We start from the raw sequence: 22,159 nt of genomic DNA, 5'->3' as shown, positions 1-22,159 counted from the left end.
CCAGCGCTACCCCGAGGATTGAGCTGTGCCGTGAGGGTCAGGCCGCGTTGCGCAGCAGGCCCAGCAGGCCTGCCGTGGAGCCATCGAGCCCCGACACATCGCCACTCTCCAGCCGCGCTTCCAGGTCCTTGGCAAGCACCTTGCCCAGCTCCACGCCCCACTGGTCAAAGCTGTTGATGCCCCACAGGCTGCCGCTCACAAACACGCGGTGCTCCTGCAGCGCAATCAGCGCACCCAACGAGGTGGGGGTGAGGGATTCGAGCAGCATCAGCGTGCTGGGACGGTTGCCGGGAAAGTGCCGGTGGCCGTCGTCGCTGGCCTTGCCCACCATCAGCGCCTGCGTCTGCGCCAGCGCGTTGGCCAGCAGCTTTTGCTGGTGGCCGGGTAGCGGGTGCGATGCCTTGCGCACGGCCACGATCTCCAGCGGCAGCACGTCGGCGCCCTGGTGCAGCATCTGGAAGAACGCGTGCTGGCCGTTGGTGCCGGGCTCACCCCACAGCACGGGCGACGTCACGCAGGCCAGCGTGCTGCCGTCTTGCGCCACGCGCTTGCCGTTGCTCTCCATCTCCAGCTGCTGCAGGTAGGCCGAGTAGCGACCCAGCGCCGCGTGGTACGGCGCGATGCAGCGGCTGGTAAAGCCATGGAAGTTGCGGTACCAGACATCGAGCAGGCCCAGGCGCACGGGCAGGTTCTGCGCCAGCGGCGCGGTGCGGAAATGCTCGTCCATCGCATGCGCGCCCGCGAGGAATTCACGGAAGCCCTGCGCACCAATCGAGATGGCAATCGGCAGGCCAATGGCCGACCACAGCGAGTAGCGGCCGCCCACCCAGTCCCAGAAACCGAAGGTGGTGGTGATGCCCAAGGCGCCAGCGGCTTCGATGTTGGTGGTGAGCGCCGCAAAGTGGCGGGCCACATCGCGACCGCCCTGGGCAGCAAACCACGCGAGCGCCGAGCGCGCGTTGGTCATGGTCTCGGCCGTGGTGAAGGTTTTGGACGCGACCAGGAACAGCGTGCTCTCGGGCCGCAGGCCCTTGAGCACATGGTGCAGCTCGTGCCCGTCTACGTTCGACACAAAGTGAAAGCGCTTGCCGGGGATGCGGAACTCTTCGAGCGCACGCACAGCCATGTGCGGGCCCAGGTCCGACCCGCCGATGCCGATGTTCACCACGTCGGTGATGGCGGCGTCGCTGCGCACCTGCTCGGCGTACTGCAGCATCGCATCGAGCGTGCGGTGCACGTCGGCCAGGCGCTGCGCGGTTCCGGGCACATCACCGGGCAGGGCCATGCCCGCAGGGCGGCGCAGCAGCGTGTGCAGTACCGCGCGGTTTTCGGTGGTGTTGATGGCCTCGCCGGCAAACATCGCATCGCGGTGTTGCACCAGGCCGCAGTCGCGGGCCAGGTCCAGCAGCAGCGCTTCGGTGCCCTGGTCCCACAGGTTCTTGGACAGGTCGGCAAACACATGCGGAGCCGGCTGGCTGAAGGCGGCAAACCGCTGGGCGTCCTGCGCAAACGCCTGGCGCATGTCCAGGTACTGGCCATGGGAGGCGTAGTGGGCTGCCAACTGGGGCCACAGCGCAGACTGGTCGCAACGGAGAGGCATGGTCATCAAACAGGTAAGGTAAAAAGCGCCGAGATAGTAACTTGATTACACAACAAAGTGGCCTATTGACAGGTTCTTTTGGGTTACATGCAGCAGTAACAAGGCACTATTCTTTGGAAAATCATGTAACGTGATTACAATCCCACGCAACAAAACGAACCACCCCATCACGGAGACACCATGAGTTTTGACCTCGTCCTGTTCGGCGGCACCGGCGACCTTGCCTGGCGCAAGCTCATGCCCGCATTGTTTCAGGCCTTTCGGCATGGCACGCTGCCTGAGGGGGGGCGCATCATCGCGGTCGCACGCGACGACCTGAGCGACGAACAATACCGCAGCCTGATCCAGTCGCGGTTCGACAGCGTGGAACTGGCCAAGCGCCCCAGCCCGGACGAGTTTGCACGCTTTGCGGCACTGCTGCACTACCTGCGCATGGACCTGTCCAAAACCCAGGACTACGAGCGCTTGGCCGAGACGCTGAAGGCGCGCGGCGCCGACTCGGTGGTGATGTACGTGGCCACCGCGCCCAGCCTGTTCACCAACGTGTGCGAGCAGATCGCCGCCGTGGGCCTGAACGGTCCCACCACCCGCGTGGTGCTGGAAAAGCCCTTGGGCCACGACCTGCAGTCCAACCAGGCCATCAACGACACGCTGCGCCGCGTGCTTAAGGAAGAACAAGTCTTCCGCATCGACCACTACCTGGGCAAGCCCTCGGTGCAGAACCTGTTTGCGCTGCGCTTTGGCAACGCGCTGTTCGAGCCCCTGTGGCGCCGCGAGACCATTGCCAACATCCAGATCACGATTGCCGAGGAGCTGGGCGTGGAGTCGCGCGGCGCGTTCTATGACCAGACCGGCGCGATGCGCGACATGGTGCAGAACCACGCGTTGCAGCTCCTGTGCGCGATTGGCATGGAGCCGCCCATCAACTCCAGCGCCAACGCGATCCGCGACGAAAAGCTCAAGGTGCTGCAATCCCTCAAGCCCTGGACCCCGGAAACCATCGGCCAGCACGTGATCCGTGGGCAGTACGCCGCAGGCAACCACCAGGGCCAGCCCGTGCCCGGCTATGCGCAAGAGAAAGGCGTGGCCCCCAACAGCACCACCGAGACCTTTGTGGCGCTGCGCACCGAGATCAGCAACTGGCGCTGGGCGGGTGTGCCGTTTTATATCCGCACCGGCAAGCGGCTGGCGGGGCGTGACGCGCACATCGTCATCAACTTCCGGCCCGTGCCCCACCCCATCTTCAAGACGCCTGCGGGTGCCGCCAACCGGCTGGTGATCAACCTGCAGCCCAAGGACGGGCTGGAGCTGCACCTGATGGCGCAGGGCGCGGCCCAGCACCAGACCGAGCCCGCGCTGTCGCAGGTGCACCTGAACCTGGACTTTGACCAGCGCTTTGGCACCGAGCGCGTGGGCGCCTACGAACGCCTGCTGCTCGATGTGATCGCAGGCCGCCTGAACCTGTTCGTGCGCAGCGACGAGCAGGAAGAAGCCTGGCGCTGGGTAGAACCCATCTTGCAGTCCTGGAAGAACGACCCTGCAGGCCCCCGCCCCTACCCTGCAGGCAGCTGGGGCCCGCGTGCGGCCAGCGCGATGATTGCGCGTGACGGGTATTGCTGGAGTGAAGAGATGTGACACAGAAAAGGCCCACCAGGGCCTTTTTTTATGAGCGCAGACAGATCAGCGGGGGTCGGGCACAGGCCCCACCAGCTCGATGGGCAGCCCATCCGGATCGGCAAAGAACGTGAACAGCGCACCGGTGAACGGGTCCACCCGCACCGGCTCCACAGCCACGCCATGGGCGGCCAAGGCAGCCACGCTGGCCTCCATGTCGGCCACGCGCAGGGCCAGGTGGCGCAAGCCGCAGGCCTCGGGGTAGGACGGGCGTGCGGGTGGGTGCGGGAAGGAAAACAGCTCCACCTGCGTACCGTCGGGCAGCTGCAGGTCCAGCTTGTACGACTGCCGCTCGGCGCGGTAGTGCTCGTGCACCACCTGCAGGCCCAGCACCTCGGTGTAGAAGCGGCGGGAGCGGGCGTAGTCGCTGGCGATGATGGCCACATGGTGTACGCCGCTGGGCCGGAGCATGGGCGGTGGTGCGCTGTCGCTGCTCATGCATCCGAGCCCGCAATGTCCAGCGCGCGCGATGCGCCAAACAGCGCGGGTGTGGCGCTCGGATCGATGACCCAGCAGGGAATCGTCGCCAGGTAAGACTGGAACCGCCCTTTAGATTCAAACCGTGCGCGGAACGGCGACTGGTCAAACCACGTGCCCAGGCGCGGCACCATGCCGCCGCCGATGAACACGCCACCGCGCGCTCCCAGCGTGAGCGCGAGGTTGCCCGCCACGCTGCCCAAGAAGCCGCAGAACAGCTCCAGCGCCTCCAGCGCCAGCGGGTCGTTGGCTTGCAATGCCAGCTCGGTCACCTGCGCGGCCGAGCTGACCTCCTTGCCGCCGCGCTGGGCCAGCCGGCGCAGCGCGTGGTACAGGTCCACCAGCCCGGCGCCACACACGGCGCGTTCGGCCGACACGTGGCCATAGCGCTCTTGCAGGATGGCCAGCACATCGAATTCGCGCTGGGTCTGCGCGGCCAGCGTGACATGGCCGCCTTCGCCCGACAGCGGCACCCCCAGGCTGGAGCCGGGCGGAAACACCAGGCCCGACACGCCCAGGCCCGTGCCCGGGCCCAGCAGCGCAATCGCAGCGCCCGGCACAGCCCCGCCGCCGCCCACGGGGCGCAGCTGCTCGGGCGTGAGCAGGGGCAGCGCCAGCGCGAGTGCAGTGAAGTCGTTGATGACCACCAGCCGCTCAAACCCAAACGCCTCGCGCACGGCCCGCTGCGAAAAGCTCCAGCTGTGGTTGGTCATGCGGATCGCGTCGCCCGTGACCGGGTTGGCGATGCCAAACGCAGCCTCGCGGGGCGTGGCGATGTTCACCTCGGCCAAGTAGGCCGACAGGGCAGCATCCACCGTGGGGAACTGAGCACAGGGCAACACACGGGTGTCGTGCAGGGGGCCATCGGGCTGGTCTTGCCAGGCCAGGCGAATGTTGGTGCCGCCGATGTCGGCCAGCAGGCGCAGGGGTGTCATGCGGTGTTTTTAAGCAAAAACAGCTGCTAGCGCTAGTAGGACATGCGCTAACAGCTATTGTTTCAATAGCAATCAGATGCAACGACCTGGCGGCGCTTGCGCCGCGCAACTCAGGCCAGCCGATTCTCGCTGCTGGCGTCAAACCAGTGGGCGTTGGCGGGCTCTACCGCCAGTCCCACGGCGTCGCCGGGTTGCACGCGGGTCTGGGCGTCGGTGCGCAGCGTGACGCTGCCTGCGGCCGTGTCCACCATCACATAGGTGTCTGGGCCGGTGGGCTCCACCACACTGACGCGGCCGCGCCAGGGGGCGGTCTCCTGAATCACCAGGTGCTCGGGACGCACACCCAGCAGCACCTCGTTGGCGCTGGCGGGAGCGGCCAGGTTCAGCGCTGCACCCTGGATGCCAAACTGCCCGCCCGTGGCCGCGCCGCGCAGCAGGTTCATGGTGGGCGAGCCGATGAAGGTGGCCACGTAGGTGTTGGCCGGGCGGTTGTAGATGTCGTCCGGCGTGCCCAGCTGCTGCACCACGCCGCCCTTCATCACCGCGATGCGCGAGCCCAGCGTCATGGCCTCGACCTGGTCGTGCGTGACGTACACGCTGGTGATGCCGCTGGCCTGGTGCAGGCGCTTGATTTCGGCGCGCATCTCCACGCGCAGTTTGGCGTCCAGGTTGGACAGCGGCTCGTCAAACAGGAACAGCTGCGGCTGGCGTGCGAGCGCCCGGCCCATGGCCACACGCTGGCGCTGGCCGCCCGAGAGCTGGCTGGGTCGGCGGTCCAACAGGTGGCTGATCTGCAGCATGGTGGCCACTTCGTCGATGCGCTTTTGGCGCTCGGCCTTGGGCATCTTGCGCATCTCTAGCGCAAAGCCGATGTTGTCGGCCACGCTCAAGGTGGGGTACAGCGCGTAGCTCTGGAACACCATGGCGATGTCGCGGTCGCGCGGGGGCATGCCCACGACGTTCTTGCCACCGATGCGGATCTCGCCCTCGGTGGGCTCGTCGAGCCCCGCAATGATGTTGAGCAGCGTGGACTTGCCGCAGCCCGATGGGCCGACCAGGATGAGGAACTCGCCGGGCGCGACGTGGATGTCCACCTTGCGCAGCACTTCCACGCTTTTGTCGCCCTTGCCAAAGCGCTTGTTGATGCCTGCGATATCCAACGAAGAAGCCATGATTTATCCCTTCACTGCGCCAGCCGTCAGCCCGCGCACAAAAAATTTACCTGCCAGCACATAGATCACCATCGTGGGCAAGCCGGCGATGATGGCGGCCGCCATGTCCACGTTGTAGGCCTTCACGCTGCTGCTGGTGTTGGCCAGGTTGTTCAGCCCCACGGTGATGGGCTTGGACTCGGTGCCCGAGAACACCACACCGAACAGAAAATCGTTCCAGATGTTGGTGAACTGCCAGATCAGCGTGACCATCACGATGGGCGTGGACAGCGGCAGCACGATGCGCCAGAAGATCTGCCAGAAGCTCGCGCCGTCCATGCGGGCTGCGTTCACCAGCTCCTTGGGGATGGCCGCGTAGTAGTTGCGAAAGAACAGCGTGGTGCCCGCCAGCCCGGCCAGGCAGTGCACCAGCACCAGCCCGGTGATGGAGCTGGACAGCCCCAGCCAGCCCAGCACCTGGCTCATGGGCAGCAGCACGACCTGGAACGGCATGAACACGCCGAACAGCAGCAGGCCAAACAACGTGTCGCTGCCGCGAAACTTCCACAGGCTCAGCACATAACCGTTGAGCGCGCCCCACACGGTGGAGATCAGCACGGCCGGCACGGCCATGGCCACCGAGTTCCAGAAGAAGGGGCGCAGGCCATTGCAATCCACCCCCGTGCAGGCGCTGGACCATGCGGTGGACCAAGCCGACCAGTTCAACCCGCCTGGCAGCGCCAGCAGCGAGGTGCTGCGGATCTCCTCGGCGTCCTTGAACGAGGTGACCAGCATGGCGTACAGCGGCAGCAGAAAGAACGCGGTGGCCAGGGCCAGCACGCCATAGACCAGCAGGCGGCCCACGGACGGAAACACAGAGGGCTTAGCGGTCATGGGGTTTGCTCCGCAGTTCGCTGTAAAGATAAGGAATCACCAGGGCCGCCACGGTGGCCAGCATCATGGTGGCGCTGGCCGCGCCCAGGCCGATCTGGCCGCGCGAGAACGACATGGTGTACATAAAGGTGGCCGGCACATCAGTGGCAAAGCCGGGGCCGCCGGCCGTCAGCGCCATCACCAGGTCAAAGCTCTTGATGGCCAGGTGCGAAAGCACCATGAGCGTGGAGAAAAACACCGGCCGCAGCGCAGGCAGCACGATGCGCCAGTAGATGCGCGGCAGCGAGGCACCATCGACCTGTGCGGCCTTGATGATGCTGTCGTCGATGCCACGCAGCCCGGCGAGGAACAGCGCCATGGCAAAACCGGCGCTCTGCCAGATGCCAGCGATGACCACGCAGTAGATGGCCATCTCGGTATCCACCAGCCAGCCAAATTCAAAGTTCGTGAAGCCCCAGTCGCGCACCATTTTCTCGATGCCCAGGCCGGGGTTGAGCAGCCACTTCCAGGCCGTACCGGTCACCACGAACGACAGCGCCATGGGGTAGAGGTAGATGGTGCGCAGCGCGCCCTCGGCGCGGATCTTCTGGTCCAGCAGCACGGCCAGCACCACGCCAATCACCAGCGAGCCGCCCACGTAGCCCACGCCAAAAATGCCCAGGTTCTTCAGGGCCACCCACCAGCGGTCCATCTCCCACAGGCGCTCGTACTGCGCCAGGCCCGCCCATTCGTAGTTGGGCAGCATGCGCGATGCGGTGAGGCTGAGCACGCCGTTCCACACCATGAGGCCATAGATGAAGGCAAAACCCAGCACAAACGCCGGGGTCACCACCAGCCGGGGCAGCCAGGTTTCAAAGGAATTCTTCATTGCTTACGAATCTCTCTTGCGTACGCACTGCACACGCTGCGCGCGCGGTACGCGGTATCTCGATCAATCACCGTTTCACTCATTCACACATCCACTTTGTGTCACATGAAAAAAGGGGGGTGCGCACAGAGCACCCCCCAATGAACAAAGTGTTTACCTCAAACTCACTCGCTACTCACACTCTCCCTCTTACCACCACACCTCGTACTGCACGCCCACCAGCGTGCGCGAGGTCTTGCCATTGGCGCCAAAGGTGCCTGCGTTGGCCACGGCCGCCGCCTGGTTCCAGTTGGCCTTGGTCACATACAGACGCAGCTCGGGGCGCGACCAGAAGTCTTCATTCAGTGCCAGGGCACCCGCCAGCGTGACCTTGGACAGGCGCTGGTCCGGACCGCTGCCCTTGCGGGTGGTGGTGGACAATTCCACCAGGCCCTTGAAGTTCTTGGTGAACGCGTACGAGCCACGGCCGCCCAGCGAGAAGTCCTTGGTCTCCACGCCGGTCAGGTCAGCCTTGTTGGTCTGGTAACCAATGAGGGCCTGGCCGCCAAACGGGCCGCTTTGCCAGTTGATAGAGTCGGCGATGCGGGTGGCGCGCTTGCCCGCGCTGGTGCCCTCAATGGCTTCAAACTCCCCGTCGATGCGGGCATGGCCACGCGATGTCTGCAGGTACAGCGTGTTGGTGATGCTGGGCAGCAGGAACTCCTTTTGCGTGTGCATCAGCGAGATGCCAGAGCCCGAGCCGCCGCCCACCTGGTTCTTGCCCCCCACAGCCGTCAGCAGCACCCGCAGCTTGCCGCCGGGGTTAGTGTTGATGTCAGACAGGTCGGCGTTGATGCGGTGTGCCTTCACGTTGTTGGGCAGACCGCCGTCAAACTTGTCGCCGGAGAACACGCCCACGCCCAGCTTCATGCCGCCCACAGGCACGTCGGTCACACCGGCGCCGACGTTGTCGCCGTAGTTCAGCAGGAAGTAGTCGACGATGTGCACGTCCTGGATCCGCAGGCGGCGCTGGCCGACCCAGAACTTGGCTTCGGGCGAGAACGAGAAGCCGCTCATTTCCACAAACGCCTGTTCGGTGCTGATGTCGCCACTGCCCCACTTGGCGGGCATGTAGTTCACCTTCCAGTTGATACCACCGGCCTCGAAGCCCTTGGCGAAGTTGACTTCGATGCCGTTGTCGCCCTCGTTGCCCAGGCGGTATTTCTGGAGTTCGCCACCCAGCGTCAGGTTGCCCTTGACGCCGTCGGAGTGGTTGAACACCGGGCCACCGCGGGAGTAGCCGTTGAACTCAAAGCCTGCTACGTCCATAGCAAAGGCGCCATTCGCGCATGCGGCGGCCAAAGCCACCGCCGTGAGGCGGTTTCTTGTCTTCATGATGGGATCCCTCTGGGGTTGGTTTTAGTGCGTGTAGGTACGTGTGTCGTACACGGCTTACTTGGTCTTCGCGGCGGCCGCGATCTTCTTCATGGCGTCGGCGACGCTCACCTTGTCGTCGTTCCAGAACTGGCTGACGACATCCTTGATCGCCCCTTCGGTGGCAGGCGCAATCGCCATGCCATGGGCCACGCTGGGCACCAGGCCACCGCTCTTGGCAGTGTCGGCAAAGTCTTTGCTGGACAGCTTGGCGCAGTCGTCAAACTTGTCCATCTTCTGTCCGGCGCGCACAGGGATCGAGCCCTTGTTGAGGTTGAACACCTCCTGGAACTCGGGGCTCATGATGGAGCTGGCCAGGTCGCTCTGCGCCTTTTGTGCTGCTGCGTCCTTGAGCTTGAACAGGATGAACGAGTCCACGTTGAACGTGAACGCGTTGGCCGTGCCTGGTGCCGCTGCGCACTGGAAGTCCTTGCCCGGCGCCTTGTTGGCGGCAATGAATTCGCCTTTGGCCCAGTCGCCCATCAGCTGGAAGCCCGCCTTGCCCTGGATGAGCATGGCCGTGGCCAGGTTCCAGTCGCGGCCGGGAGCGCCCGGGTCGGTGTAGGTCTTGATGCGGCGGAAGGTCTCCAGCGACTTCTTCATGGTGTCGCTGTTGATGGCCTTGTCGTCGAGCTTGACCAGCGCGTCCTGATAGAACTTGGCACCGCCCACGCCCAGCACCACGGATTCAAAGGTCGTGAAGTCCTGCCAGTTCTGGCCGCCATGCGCCACGGGGATCAGGCCTGCGGCCTTGAGCTTGTCGGCAGCGGCAAAAAATTCGTCCCAGGTCTTGGGCATGCTGGCCACGCCCGCCTTCTTCAGCGCATCGGAGCTGGCCCACAGCCAGTTCACGCGGTGCACGTTGACGGGGGCGGCCACGTAGCTGCCCTTGTACTTCATCACATCGGCGACCACCTTGGGCAGCACGTCGTCCCACTTCTCGGTCTTGGCCAGTGCATCGACATTGGCCAGCACGCCTTCCGACGCCCATTCCTGGATGGCCGGGCCCTTGACCTGGGCGGCCGAGGGCGGGTTGCCCGAGATCACGCGGCTCTTGAGCACCGTCATGGCGCTGTCGCCACCGCCGCCGGCCACGGCAAAGTCGCGCCAAGTGTGGCCCTTGGACTGCATGATCTTCTTGAGCTCGGCAGCCGACTTGGCCTCGCCGCCCGATGTCCAGTAGTGCAGGACCTCGACCTCCCCCGCGCTGGCAGACATCGCGGCCGCCAGGCCCACCGCCAGTGCGGCGATCTTTGTCATCTTCCACATACCCTTGTCTCCTCGACGTTGTTTTCAGAACCCGTTGCTGCGCCGTGATACCGGTGCCGTTCAGCGCAGTCGGTACTTTAATTACAATAATTAATTTAATTCTCAGGGCTTTCCCTGAGAGTCGCAGCGGCCCCACAGCGGGCCCGTTGCGGGGGCCTTTGTTATGCTCAATCCATGGCCACGATACTGATTGTCGAAGACGACGCCCTCCTGCTCGACGCTCTCACCGGCCAGCTCAAGCAACTCGATTACAGCGTCTGCACCGCCAGTAGCGTGGCGCAGGCCATGGCGCTTTTGCAGACGCAGGCAGTGGACGGCATCATCCTGGACCTGGGCCTGCCCGGCGCCGATGGCATGGAACTGTTGACCTGGGCCCGCGCGCACATTGCCGGCCTGCCCGTGCTGATCCTCACCGCCCGCGACGGCGTCGATGACCGTGTGCTGGGCCTGAACGCTGGGGCCGACGACTACATCACCAAGCCCTTCAACATGCAGGAGCTGCAGGCCCGCCTGCAGGCCATGCTGCGCCGCGCGCGCCAGCCCGCCTTCACCCAGGCCAGCAGCGCGGCCGGCGTTGCCAGCACCACCATAGGTCCGCTGGTGCTGGACCACGCCAGCCATGCCGCCGCGCTGAACGGCGACCTGCTGGAGCTGACCCAGCGCGAGTGGGAGCTGCTGGAGCTGCTGGCCCACCGCTGCGGCGAAGTCGTCACCCGCGACGATGTGCTGGCCGCCTGGCGCGCCAGCCCGCCCGAGCCCGGCCAGACCGCCGCCCCGCTGAACTCCAATGCACTGGAGGTGTACGTGCACCGCCTGCGCAAGAAGCTCGACCAGTCCAACCTGGTGATCCGCAATATCCGGGGGCTGGGGTACATGCTGAATAAGCCATGAAGCCCCCCCTGAGATGCTGCGCATCTTCCCCCCGCGGGGGGGACGCCGCCAGCGCGGCGGGGCGGCCCTTGCGCGGCGGCACTGGCCTTGGTCGCGCCAGTTGCAAGACGCGCGCCGTTTAATTTTTACGGCCATTCATGCGTCACGTCCCGGGTGTTTCTCTTCAACGCAAGCTGCTGCTGTGGCTGCTGCTTCCGCAGCTGGTGCTGTGGCTGTCGGGCGGGTTCCTAGCCTGGCGCATCGCGCTGCAGAACGGCGAGAAGGGCATTGACCAGACGCTGACCCAGTCGGTGCGGGCGCTGGCGCGGCAGATCAAGCCGATTGGCGATGGGCTGCTGGTGGACTTTCCGAAGGCTGCGCAGGACATCCTGGAGCAGGACCCGGCCGACCGCATCACTTACATGGTGTCGTCCCCGCCGGGCCGCTTTTTGCTGGGCAACGCGCAGCTGCCAGCACCGCCCGCCCAGGTCGATGTGGCGGTGGGCGAGGCGTTTTTGTACCAGGCGCGGGTGGACGACAAGCCGGTGCGCGTGGCCTTGCTGGACGTGGACTACGGCACCGCCTCCACCCGCCAGCGCCTGCGCGTGCAGGTGGCCCAGAGCCTCACGGTGCGCGAGCGCATTGCGCAGGAGCTGCTGGAGCGCATGGTGTTCCCCATGGGCCTGATGGGCCTGGCCCTGAGCGCCGTGGTGTATGCGGGCGTGCTGCGCGGCCTGCAGCCCCTCAAGCGCCTGGAGGCGCAAATTGAACGCGCCGGCGCACAGCCCCACACCGGCACCACGCCCCTGCCGCCCATCGAGCTGACCTCTGCCCCGCAAGAAGTGCATTCGCTGGCCAGCACCATCAACCGGCTGCTGGAGACCGTAGCGCGCGGCCAGCAAAAGGAAAAGCGTTTTCTGAACGACGCCGCCCACCAGCTGCGCACGCCGCTCGCCGGCCTGATCGGCCAGACCGAGCTGGCCCTGCACGAAAGCCACGAACCAGCGGTGCAGGCCCGCCTGCAAAAGGTGCTGTCAGCCGCGCAACGCAGCGCCCACCTGGTGCACCAGCTGCTGCAGCTGGCGCGCTCGGAGTCGAACGTGGAGATGCAGTCCATCGACCTCGCCGCCCTGGCCCGCGAAGTGGCCCGCGAATGGGCCGCCCGCGCCCTGGCCCAAGGCATGGACTTGGGCTACGAGGGTGTGGACCACCTGTCAGCGCAAGGCCACCCGCTGCTGCTACGCGAGGCGTTGAACAACCTCATCGACAACGCCCTGCACTACGCCGGCCCCGGCGCCACGGTGACGGTGCGCGTGGGCCATGAGGAGCCCGGGCACTGGGCGCTGCTGGTGGTGGAGGACGACGGACCGGGCGTGCCGGCCGAGCACCTGGGCGATTTGTTTGCGCGGTTCTGGCGCGGGTCGGACAAGGCGGGCGGCTGTGGGCTGGGGCTGTCGATCGTGGAAGAGATCGCGCTGCGGCACGGAGGGCGGACCGTGGCGGAGGGGGTGGTGCCGAAGGGGTTGCGGGTGGGGATGTGGCTGCCTGCGGGGTGAGTTTTTGGCTGGGTGCGCCAGTGCTTCATACCTTGGTAGCTATGATTTTTATAGTGATCACTCTAGCTACGGGACTGGAGATGGCAGGCGGAAGTTGACAGCTTCATGCGTCTGTTTTGCGCGCTGAGTCTGGGGGCTAATGCGCATCGAATGGCGTGCCTTCGTTAAGGACGGAGGCCGGGAGTCGCCCGGCATGCGAGTCCCTTTCTTTCGCGTCGCCGAAAGAAAGGAACCAAAGAAAGGGCGACCCCACTGTCTGCGTCCCCTGCGCTTCGCTCCGGGGCAACCTGCGGTGCTCGGGTTTGGCGGGGTCTCGCTCGAACTCGCTTCGCTCAGACAATCGCGATCCCTGATCCGCCAAACCCTGCGCTCCTCGGCGCATCCAGAGGGGCAAAGGGGGCAGAACATCCACACGGGCCTTTGCTTCGCTCGGCCCCGTCTCGCGGGCGCAAGCGCCACGCGCTGCGCAAGCTGGGCCGAGCAAAGCGATGGCCCGAATGGATGTCCGGCTGTTTGGATGTTCGGCTGCCCACCCCCCTGCTGGCTGCGCCTGCGGCGTGTCGGTTGCGGGGTGGCATGGGCGTCGGAGCGCCCATGCTTCGTAAACTGACTCGCCGCAGTTGTTTGAACGGAGCGCCGCAGGCGCGCAGTGAGTTCTGCGGCGCACCCCGCAACCGACACGCCGCAGGTGTGCCCCTTCGCACAGCGAAGGGGTCGCAGACTGGGGGTCGCCTTTTCTTTGGTGACTTTCTTTTGGCGAAGCAAAAGAAAGTTACTCGCTCGCCGGGCGACTCCCGGCCTCCGCCCTCAACCGAGGCATGCGGCCCAATATGCTCCCAAGAGCCCCCAAAAAACAAAAACGGCCAGCACCCGCAACCCAGGCACCAGCCGCTCAAAAAAGAAACCCGACCTCAAGCAGCGAGGATCAGCTTCTCCAGCTTCACCGCATCCACCGCAAACGCCCGAATCCCCTCAGCCAGCTTCTCGGTCGCCATCGCATCCTCATTCAACGCAAACCGGAACCCCGCCTCGTCGTAATTAACAGCAGGCAGGTCCATGCCCTTGGCAGCCTCCGCATCCAACGCCCGCTGCAACGGCGCATCACTCGCAGCCAGCTGCGCCAACAGCTCGGGCGCAATGGTCAACAGATCACACCCGGCCAGCGCCGTGATCTGCCCCACATTGCGAAAGCTCGCGCCCATCACCTCGGTGGCAATGCCGAAACGCTTGTAGTGGTTGTAGATCTGCGTGACAGACTGCACACCGGGGTCGTTGGCGCCAGCGCGCGCGGCCTCGTCCCAGCTCGCACCCGCCTGCTTCTTGTACCAATCGTAAATGCGGCCCACAAAAGGCGAGATCAGCTGCACCTTGGCCTGGCCGCAGGCCACGGCCTGGGCGAACGAGAACAGCAGCGTGAGGTTGGTGTGAATGCCCTTGCGCTCCAGCTTTTCGGCGGCCTGGATGCCCTCCCACGTGGCCGCAATCTTGATGAGCACGCGGTCGATGTGGATGCCTTCGGCCTGGTACAGCTCGATGATGCGCTCGGCGCGTGTGACGGTGGCGCTGGTGTCAAAGCTCAGGCGGGCGTCCACTTCGGTGGAGACGCGGCCGGGCACGTGGGTCAGGATTTCGCAGCCAAAACGCACCAGCAGGCGGTCGATGATTTCATCCATCGCACGGCCCTTGAACTTCGCCACCGTGTCTTGCAGCAGGGGCGCATATTCGGGCTTCTGCACCGCCTTGAGGATCAGCGAAGGGTTGGTCGTCGCGTCCTGCGGACGGAACTGGGCCAGTTGCAGAAAGTCGCCGGTGTCGGCAACCACGGTGGTGAACTGTTTGAGGGCGTCGAGTTGGTTCGTCATGGCGCCATTATTCCGCATTGGTCCGGGCAGCTTCGGTACTACCAACCACCGATACGCCATGGGCACCCAGGCTCAATTGCACCGCGTCCCCCACGGCCAGCACATCGTCCAGGTCGGACGACACCACAAAGATGTGGCCGAGCGCGGTCTCGAAGGTGTATTCGTACACGGCGCCCAGGTAGGCCCGTTTGTCCAGCCGCGCGGGCAACAGGCCCTCGCCCTGGCGGTGAATGCGCCAGGCCTCGGGCCGCACCGCCACCTTCACCGGGCCGCTCTGCACCGCCATGCGCGGGCGTAGCAGCAGCGGGCCGAGTGCCACCGTGCCATCAGGGTCGGCCACGGCCGGGAACAGCATGGCCTCGCCCATGAAGCCCGCAACAAACTCGCTGTGCGGGGTTTCGTACAGCGCGCGCGGCGAGCCCTTCTGCGCAATCAGGCCCTGGTTCATCACGATGATCTGGTCGCTCACCGCCATGGCTTCGGCCTGGTCGTGCGTGACATAGGCCACCGTGAGCGACAGGCGCTGCTGCAGCGCGCGGATTTCTTCGCGCATCTCGCGGCGCAGGCGGGCGTCGAGGTTGGACAAAGGCTCGTCGAACAGCAGCACCTCAGGCTCCAGCACCAGCGCGCGGGCCAGGGCCACACGCTGCTGCTGACCGCCGGAGAGTTCGCTGGGCAGGCGGTCGTCATAGCCCACCAGGCCCACGCCGCGCAGCGCGTCCACGGCCTTGGCGCGCGCCTGCTCCTTGGGCTGGCCCGACATGCGCAGGCCGTACATCACGTTCTCGACCACGTTCATGTGCGGGAACAGCGCGTAGCTCTGGAACATCATGCTCACGTTGCGCTGCGCGGGGCCCAGCGTGGTCACATCCTTGCCGCCGATGAAGATCTCGCCGGACGTGGGCGACTCCAGCCCCGCGATCATGCGCAAGGTGGTGGTCTTGCCGCAGCCCGAGGGGCCGAGGATGGTGGTCAGCGTGCCGCGCGGCACCTCAAAGCTGATGCCCTTGACGGCCAGGGCCGCGCTGCTGTCGCTGCCGTAGCGCTTGGTGATGTTGCGGAACACGATGCCCGCGTCGTTATGGTTCATGGCGTTTCTTCTTTTTCTGCAAGGGTGTTCAGTGCGCGGCGGGGGCAGCCCCACGGCGGCCCAGCTTGCGGTCGCCGACAAGCAGCTGGATCAGGCCGATGGAGGCCGACATCAGGATGATGAGCACCGTGCAGTACGCCAGCGCCACGCCATAGTCGCCATTGCCCACGCGGCCGATGATGTAGGTGGTGGCCAGCTCGTTCTCGGCCGTGACCAGGAAGATCACCGCGCTCACCGTGGTGATGGCGCGCACAAAGCTGTAGACCAGTGCGGCCACCAGAGCGGGCTTGAGCAGCGGCAGCACCACGTGGCGCAGCGTCTGCACGCTGCCCGCACGCAGCATGACGGAGGCTTCGTCCAGCGAACGGTCCAGCTGCTTGAACGCCGCCGTGCCCGCCCGCACGCCCACGGGCAGATTGCGGAACATAAAGCACAACACGATGATGAGGGCGGTGCCCGTCAGCTCGAACGGCGGCACGTTGAACGCCAGGATGTAGCTCACACCCAGCACCGTGCCGGGGATGGCAAAGGCCAGCAGCGCCGCAAACTCGAACGCGCCCTGCCCCCGGAAATCGGTGCGTGCCAGCAGCCATGCAATGCCGATGCCGAGCGTGGCCGTGAGCGGCGCCGAGATGGCCGCGAGCTTGAGGGTGGTGAAGAACGAGTTCCACGCCGTGCCCGCCCACACCACACCAAACTCGCCCCACTCCACGCTGAACGCGGTGCGGAAATGCGCGAGGGTGATGGTGTAGTCGCGCCCCCAGGTCTGCACAAAGCCCCCGGCCAGCGCAAACAGGTACACGATGAGCGTGAACGCCATCCACGGCAGCGCGACGGAATGCACCACGCGGCGCACGCCGGTGGGCAGCGGCATGGCAATGCCCGCGTCGCCCTTGCCCGAGACGGTGGTGAAGTTCTGCTTGCCCAGCAGCCCGCGCTGGATGGCAAACACCGTGAGCGCAAAGAACGTGAGGATCCATGCCAGCGATGCGGCACGGCCCTGGTCGTACTGCGCGCCCACGATGGCAAAGAAAATTTCGGTGGACAGCACCGAGAACTGCCCGCCCACCACGATGGGGTTGCCGAAGTCAGCCATGCTTTCGATGAAGCCCACCAGGAACGCATTGGCCAGGCCGGGCTTGAGCAGCGGCAGGGTCACGGTCATGAAGGTGCGGTGCGGGCTGGCGCGCAGGGTTTGCGCGGCCTCTTCCAGGCTGGGGGCCACGCCCTGCACCACGCCGCGCATGATCATGAAAGCAATGGGCGTGAACGCAAAGGTCTGCGCCACCCACACACCCAGCCACCCGTAGAACCAGCGCGATGGCGTGATGCCAAACGCGTATTCCAGAAACTGGTTGAACACGCCCGCGCGGCCAAACAGCAGGATGAGCCCCAGGCCCACCACAAACGGCGGCGTGATGATGGGCAGCAGCGCCACGATGTTCAGCGGCCGCGCATAGCGGCGCGAGGCGCGCTCTGCCATCAGCGCCATGAAGGTGCCCAGCAGCGTGGTGCTGGTGGCCGTCATCAAGCCCAGGAACAGCGTGTTCCACGCCACGCCACAGCGCTGGCCACCCGCGAGGCACGACAGGCTGAAGTTGCGCTCGTGCGCGATGCGCTCCCACACCACGGCCAGCGAGAACGGGCCGTCTTCCAGAAAAAACGCCGCCGACAGCGCCTTGAGCACCGGAAACACGATGAACAGCGCCAGCAGGCTGCCGCAGCCCACCACCGCAGCCGCTACAAACAGGTCACCCTTGAAGAAGCCGCGCCGCGCCACGCCGAACGACATCAGCACCAGCAGTGCCGACAGCACCACAAACCCGCCCCAGCCCATGCCGGGCTGACGCGCGCCCAGTTCGCCCAGACTGGTGTTCATCCATTCAAACGCCCAACCGCGCGCACCAATCGCAAAGCCGCTGAGCAGCAGGGCCGCCAGCCCCAGTGCACCTCCTGCCACCAGCAGGGCGCCTTGCTTGCGCCCTGCTGGCAGGCAGGCCCCCAGGCCTGCCACCACCAGCCCGGCCAGGCCCAGCCACAGCCAGGGGCGCCCGAACAGGGCCGCCTGCATCAGTCCGTTGGCGGCCTGCTCGCTGCTGAAGACCTGGCCCACCGCCAGCAGGCCATTGGCGTCCTGCTGTGCATACCAAGGGAACACCAGGTACCCCAGCACGCCTATGGCCAGCCAGACCCACAGGGGCCGGTTGACCGAGGCACCTTGTGGCCTGGCCCGGAGGGTTGCGTGCGCTGCCGCCGCTGCTGCCGACACCACCACCCCTTAGCGCGTTGCGTTCTGCACGTCTTTTTCCCAGCGCGCAATCAGGCGGCGGCGTTCGGCGCTGGCGCCGTACTTGGCGTAGTCGTAGTTGATGAGCTTCATCTTGGCCGGATCGGTCATGCGCGGGTCTTTGGGCACCTGCGTATTGCTGGGCAGCTGGAACTGCTTGGCTGCGAGGCCAAACTGCTGGCCGCCGGGCGTGAGTGCCCATTCGTAGAACTTCTTGGCCGCCTCGGTGTTGGGGCCGTTCTTGACGATGCTCATGGAGCCCACCTCGGCGCCCGTGCCTTCGGACGGCGTGGCCGATCCCACAGGGAAGCCATTGACCGCCTCGGTGGTCACGTCGTGCACGAAGCTCACCGACACCGTGGTCTCGCCGCGTGCGACCGCCTTCACCGGGGCTGTGCCCGAACGGGTGTACGCGCTGATGTTGGGGTGCAAGGCCTTGAGGTACTCGAACGCCTTTTCCTCGCCCATGATCTGCACCAGCGTGGCGATCATGGTGTAGGCCGTGCCGCTCGATGCGGGGTTGGCCATCTGCACCTCGCCCTTGAACTCGGGCTTGAGCAGGTCAGCCCACGACTGCGGCGGGTTGAGCTTGCGCTTGGCCAGCAGTTCCTTGTTGTAGCCAAAGCCCAGCGGGCCCAGGTACACGCCCACGGTGCGGTACTTGGAATCCGCCGCCTGCTTTTGCGCCCAGGGATAGAGCTGCGCCAGCTGGGGTGACTTGTATTCGAGCGTCAGGCCCTGTTCAGCCGCCTGCAGGTGCGGGTCGCCCGTGCCACCAAACCAGATATCGGTCTTGGGGTTGGCACGCTCGGCATTGAGCTGCGCCAGCGCCTCGCCCGACCCCTTGGCCGTCATGTTCACCTTGGTGCCGGTGGTCTTGGCGTACACCGTGGACATCAGGTTGCACCACTCGGCCTGCACCGAGCAGATGATGTTGACCTGGCCCTGGGCCCAGCTGCCCGACGCAGCGGCCACCAGGGCCGCACCGGCCAGAAGTTTTGTCAGCAAGGGTTTGCGCATGGAAGGCTCCTCAGTATCTGGATAACGTGATGGAGGATGCTATGCGTGCAGGGCCCGCCCGGGCCAGGGGGGAAACGCCCAGGGTCGGTGCAAGCAGGTTGAAAGGCAGGGATTGCGCGGGCCCCGCAGGTTTGGGAACCGAGTTACATTAAATGCAGATGGCCCCGCCACCGCGCTGACCGCAGCCAGATGGAGCGTCCCGTCCAAGCCCCTTTTTCAAAGGCCCCTGCGCAGCCTGCCCCGCCTTCACAGACTGACATGCTCGACCGCATCACCGCCTCCCTGCCCTCGCTGGCCCCCGCCGAACAGCGCGTGGCCAAGCTGGTGCTGACCGACCCGCGCACCTTTGCCCGTCTGCCCGTGCGTGAGCTGGCCGAGCGCGCGCATGTGAGCAAGCCCACCGTGGTGCGCTTTTGCCGCAGCATGGGCTACGACGGGCTGGCGGACTTCAAGCTGAAGCTGGCTGGCAGCGTGAGCGAGGGCGTGCCCTTCATCCACCGCAGTGTGGATGCCGACGACAAGACAGGCGACGTGCTGGTGAAGGTGGTGGACAACGCCGTGGCGGCCTTCCTGCAATACCGCAACGCGGCCAGCACCGTGGCCATCGAGCGCGCGGCCGACGCGATTGCAGACACCTGGAAGAAGGGCAAGCGCATCGAGTTCTACGGCGTGGGCAACTCGGGCATCGTGGCGCAGGACGCGCAGCACAAGTTCTTTCGCCTGGGCGTAACCTCCATCTCCAGCAGCGACGGCCACATGCAGGTGATGAGCGCCACCCTGCTGGGCCCGGGCGACTGCGCGGTGATCATCTCCAACTCGGGCCGCACCCGCGACCTGATGGACGCGGCAGACATCGCCCGCCGCAACGGTGCCACCACCATCGTCATCACCGCCAGCGGCTCGCCCCTGGCCAGCACCTGCCAGATCCACCTGGCGGCCGACCACCCCGAGGGCTACGACCGCTACAGCCCCATGGTGTCCCGCCTCATGCACCTGCTCATCATCGACGTGCTGGCCACCTGCGTAGCACTGCGCATTGGCAGCTCGCTGCAGCCCATCCTGCAGCAGATGAAGGAAAACCTGCGGGCCAAGCGCTACGCGTAAATCCCGGCCATCAGGCCAGGCCGGTGCACGCCTTCTCAGTCCAGCGTGACACCCGCGTCGCGGATCACCTTGCCCCACTTGGTCGTTTCGGCTGCCAAAAAGGCGTCGCACGCCTCGGGCGTGGTGCCTTCACCAAAGGTGCCCATGGTGTCGAGTTTGGCCTTGGTTTCATCACTCTGGATGATGGCGTTCACCGCGTCCGACATGCGCTTGACGATGTCGCGCGGCGTCCCCGCGGGTGCAATCATGCTGGCCCAGGTACTGCCCAGCATGCCGGGCACGCCTTGCTCGATGAAGGTCGGCACGTCAGGCAACATGGGCAAGCGCTTTTCGCTGGCCACGCCGATAAGGGTGATGCGGCCTGCCTTGGCGGGCTGGATCAGGTTGGGCGGAGGGTCGAGGAACAAGGGCACCTGGCCGCCGAGCAAGTCCGTCAGCGCCGGGGCTGCGCCACGGTAAGGAATGTGAACCATGAAGGTCTTGGTCAGTGACTTGAGCAACTCGCTGGTCAGGTGCGCAGCCGAGCCTGTGCCTGAAGAAGCAAAGCTCACCTTGCCCGGGTTGGCCTTGGCATAGGCCACGAGTTCCTTCACCGTCTTGAACGGGGCATTGGGCGCCACTGCGGCCACCAACGGAGAAACCCCCAGCAGCGATACCCCCATCAGGTCCTTGCGCGGGTTGTAGGGCAGCTTGGGGTAGAGCGTGGTGTTGGCGGTAAAGGCCGGAATGACCACGCCAAAGGTGTGACCGTCCGGGGCGGACTTGGCGACGGCATCCACGCCGATGATGCTGTTCGCACCGGGTTTGTTGTCGATGACAACCGGCTGACCGAATTGCTTTTGCAGGCCCACCGTCAGCAGACGCGCCATCTGGTCGGTGAACCCACCCGCCGTGTAAGGCACGATGATGCGAATCGGGCGGCTGGGCCAACTGGTTTGGGCCAGTGCTGGCAATGCCGCACCGGCCAGCGCTGCGCCGGTGGCCTGGACCAGCCTGCGACGGGAAAGGAATGTGCTCATGGTTTTGTCTCCTGCTAATTTTTAGGCATAAAACAGCCTCAGCGCTTATGCATTAAGCGCTGATAGCTCTATTTTTAGTAGCAACCAGATCTCATCGAGTGGGCTGTGCCTGTGATCTGCGGGGGCTCAGAGCGCCTTGACCAATTCCGGCACAGCCGCGAACAGATCCGCTTCCAGCCCATAGTCAGCCACGCTGAAGATCGGTGCCTCAGGGTCCTTGTTGATCGCCACGATCACCTTCGAATCCTTCATACCCGCCAAGTGCTGGATGGCACCCGAGATACCGGCCGCGATGTACAGCTGCGGTGCCACGATCTTGCCCGTCTGGCCCACTTGCCAGTCGTTGGGGGCGTAGCCTGCGTCCACCGCCGCACGGCTGGCACCGAGAGCCGCGCCCAGCTTGTCGGCCAGCGGGGTCATGACTTCGTCGAACTTTTCTTTGCTGCCCAGCGCCCGGCCACCGGAGACGATGATCTTGGCAGCTGTCAGCTCAGGGCGGTCGCTCTTGGCGATTTCGCTGCCCACAAAGCTGCTCTTGCCGGCGTCTGCTGCGGCAGCAGCGGTTTCAACAGCGGCGCTGCCACCGGTGGCGGCTGCGGCGTCAAAGCCGGTGGTGCGCACGGTGATGACCTTGACGGCATCTTGGCTTTGCACGGTGGCGATGGCGTTGCCGGCGTAGATGGGGCGCTCGAAGGTGTCGGGAGAGACGACCTTGGTGATGTCGCTGATCTGGGCGACATCGAGCTTGGCGGCCACGCGGGGGGCGATGTTCTTGCCGCTGGCAGTGGCGGGGAAGAGGATGTGGCTGTAGTTGGAGGCAATGGCCAGGACCTGGGCGGCCACGTTTTCTGCCAGGCCGTGCTCCAGGCCTGCTGCGTCGGCGTGGATGACCTTGGCAACTCCGGCGATCTGGGCGGCCGCTTGTGCGGCTGCACCGGCGTTGTGGCCGGCCACCAGTACGTGCACTTCGCCGCCGCAGGCCACTGCGGCCGTGACGGTGTTCAGCGTGGCGCCCTTGATGGACGCGTTGTTGTGTTCAGCAATAACGAGTGTTGTCATTTCTTGTTCTC

18 protein-coding genes are annotated in these 22,159 nt (G+C 65.4%); 4 read left to right on the top strand and 14 right to left on the bottom strand.

Features of this window, described 5'->3' with window-relative positions:
• Positions 1-37: 37 nt before the first annotated feature.
• Positions 38-1,606, bottom strand: a complete 1,569-nt coding sequence (gene pgi / locus C8C99_RS19135; RefSeq protein ID WP_056640889.1) for a glucose-6-phosphate isomerase — start codon at positions 1,604-1,606, stop codon at positions 38-40.
• Positions 1,607-1,780: 174 nt separating this feature from the next.
• Here pgi and zwf point away from each other — a divergent pair, with 174 nt between their 5' ends.
• The gene (gene zwf, locus C8C99_RS19130) at positions 1,781-3,235 is read left to right on the top strand and encodes a glucose-6-phosphate dehydrogenase (RefSeq protein ID WP_108626593.1); all 1,455 of its coding nucleotides are present in this window, start codon (positions 1,781-1,783) and stop codon (positions 3,233-3,235) included.
• A gap of 45 nt (positions 3,236-3,280) precedes the next feature.
• Here the strand turns inward: zwf and C8C99_RS19125 are convergent, their stop codons facing one another.
• From C8C99_RS19125 to C8C99_RS19095, 7 genes are all read right to left on the bottom strand, one after another.
• Positions 3,281-3,712 carry a VOC family protein gene (locus C8C99_RS19125; RefSeq protein ID WP_056640883.1) on the bottom strand — a complete coding sequence of 144 codons (432 nt, stop codon included), beginning with the start codon at positions 3,710-3,712 and terminating at the stop codon, positions 3,281-3,283.
• Complete coding sequence (glk, locus tag C8C99_RS19120; RefSeq protein WP_056640880.1) at positions 3,709-4,686, bottom strand: glucokinase; 978 nt, start codon at positions 4,684-4,686, stop codon at positions 3,709-3,711. The genes C8C99_RS19125 and glk overlap by 4 nt, the downstream gene beginning before the upstream one ends.
• A gap of 110 nt (positions 4,687-4,796) precedes the next feature.
• On the bottom strand, positions 4,797-5,858 hold the full coding sequence (locus C8C99_RS19115; RefSeq protein WP_015012613.1) for an ABC transporter ATP-binding protein: 1,062 nt from the start codon (positions 5,856-5,858) through the stop codon (positions 4,797-4,799).
• Between the two features lie 3 nt (positions 5,859-5,861).
• The gene (locus C8C99_RS19110) at positions 5,862-6,731 is read right to left on the bottom strand and encodes a carbohydrate ABC transporter permease (protein ID WP_056058434.1); all 870 of its coding nucleotides are present in this window, start codon (positions 6,729-6,731) and stop codon (positions 5,862-5,864) included.
• Entirely contained in the window at positions 6,721-7,599 is an 879-nt protein-coding gene (locus C8C99_RS19105; protein ID WP_015012611.1) for a carbohydrate ABC transporter permease, read from the bottom strand. Before C8C99_RS19105 ends, C8C99_RS19110 begins: the two co-directional genes overlap by 11 nt.
• A 189-nt stretch (positions 7,600-7,788) precedes the next feature.
• Positions 7,789-8,907, bottom strand: a complete 1,119-nt coding sequence (locus C8C99_RS19100) for a carbohydrate porin (protein WP_108626592.1) — start codon at positions 8,905-8,907, stop codon at positions 7,789-7,791.
• A gap of 123 nt (positions 8,908-9,030) precedes the next feature.
• A complete protein-coding gene (locus tag C8C99_RS19095; RefSeq protein ID WP_056640875.1) occupies positions 9,031-10,281 on the bottom strand; it encodes an ABC transporter substrate-binding protein in 1,251 nt (416 codons plus the stop codon).
• Between the two features lie 174 nt (positions 10,282-10,455).
• Here C8C99_RS19095 and C8C99_RS19090 point away from each other — a divergent pair, with 174 nt between their 5' ends.
• Both C8C99_RS19090 and C8C99_RS19085 read left to right on the top strand, forming a co-directional pair.
• Entirely contained in the window at positions 10,456-11,172 is a 717-nt protein-coding gene (locus C8C99_RS19090; protein ID WP_056058426.1) for a response regulator transcription factor, read from the top strand.
• Positions 11,173-11,309: 137 nt separating this feature from the next.
• Positions 11,310-12,707 carry a sensor histidine kinase gene (locus C8C99_RS19085; RefSeq protein WP_108626591.1) on the top strand — a complete coding sequence of 466 codons (1,398 nt, stop codon included), beginning with the start codon at positions 11,310-11,312 and terminating at the stop codon, positions 12,705-12,707.
• A 911-nt stretch (positions 12,708-13,618) separates the two neighbouring features.
• Here the strand turns inward: C8C99_RS19085 and tal are convergent.
• The 4 genes from tal to C8C99_RS19060 are packed head-to-tail and all read right to left on the bottom strand — an operon-like array spanning position 13,619 to position 18,966.
• Positions 13,619-14,569, bottom strand: coding sequence for a transaldolase (gene tal / locus C8C99_RS19075; RefSeq protein ID WP_108626589.1), 951 nt, complete (start codon positions 14,567-14,569; stop codon positions 13,619-13,621).
• A gap of 7 nt (positions 14,570-14,576) precedes the next feature.
• Entirely contained in the window at positions 14,577-15,659 is a 1,083-nt protein-coding gene (locus C8C99_RS19070) for an ABC transporter ATP-binding protein (RefSeq protein ID WP_108626588.1), read from the bottom strand.
• Positions 15,660-15,687: 28 nt separating this feature from the next.
• A complete protein-coding gene (locus C8C99_RS19065; protein WP_369867595.1) occupies positions 15,688-17,934 on the bottom strand; it encodes an ABC transporter permease in 2,247 nt (748 codons plus the stop codon).
• Positions 17,935-17,937: 3 nt separating this feature from the next.
• On the bottom strand, positions 17,938-18,966 hold the full coding sequence (locus C8C99_RS19060; protein ID WP_108626587.1) for an ABC transporter substrate-binding protein: 1,029 nt from the start codon (positions 18,964-18,966) through the stop codon (positions 17,938-17,940).
• Between the two features lie 258 nt (positions 18,967-19,224).
• On the opposite strand from C8C99_RS19060, the gene C8C99_RS19055 reads away from it, so the two are divergent.
• Positions 19,225-20,070, top strand: coding sequence for a MurR/RpiR family transcriptional regulator (locus tag C8C99_RS19055; RefSeq protein WP_015012602.1), 846 nt, complete (start codon positions 19,225-19,227; stop codon positions 20,068-20,070).
• Positions 20,071-20,105: 35 nt separating this feature from the next.
• Here C8C99_RS19055 and C8C99_RS19050 read toward each other — a convergent pair whose 3' ends face one another.
• The gene (locus C8C99_RS19050) at positions 20,106-21,089 is read right to left on the bottom strand and encodes a tripartite tricarboxylate transporter substrate binding protein (protein WP_108626586.1); all 984 of its coding nucleotides are present in this window, start codon (positions 21,087-21,089) and stop codon (positions 20,106-20,108) included.
• 126 nt (positions 21,090-21,215) lie between these two features.
• Positions 21,216-22,148 (bottom strand): electron transfer flavoprotein subunit alpha/FixB family protein, encoded by a 933-nt coding sequence (locus C8C99_RS19045; RefSeq protein WP_108626585.1) that lies wholly within the window; start codon positions 22,146-22,148, stop codon positions 21,216-21,218.
• Between the last annotated feature and the right edge of the window lie 11 nt (positions 22,149-22,159).

This window comes from Acidovorax sp. 107, assembly GCF_003058055.1.
Lineage (GTDB): Bacteria > Pseudomonadota > Gammaproteobacteria > Burkholderiales > Burkholderiaceae_C > Acidovorax.
Note: the sequence above shows the minus strand (reverse complement) of the source record. Positions and strands in the feature narration are given on the sequence as shown.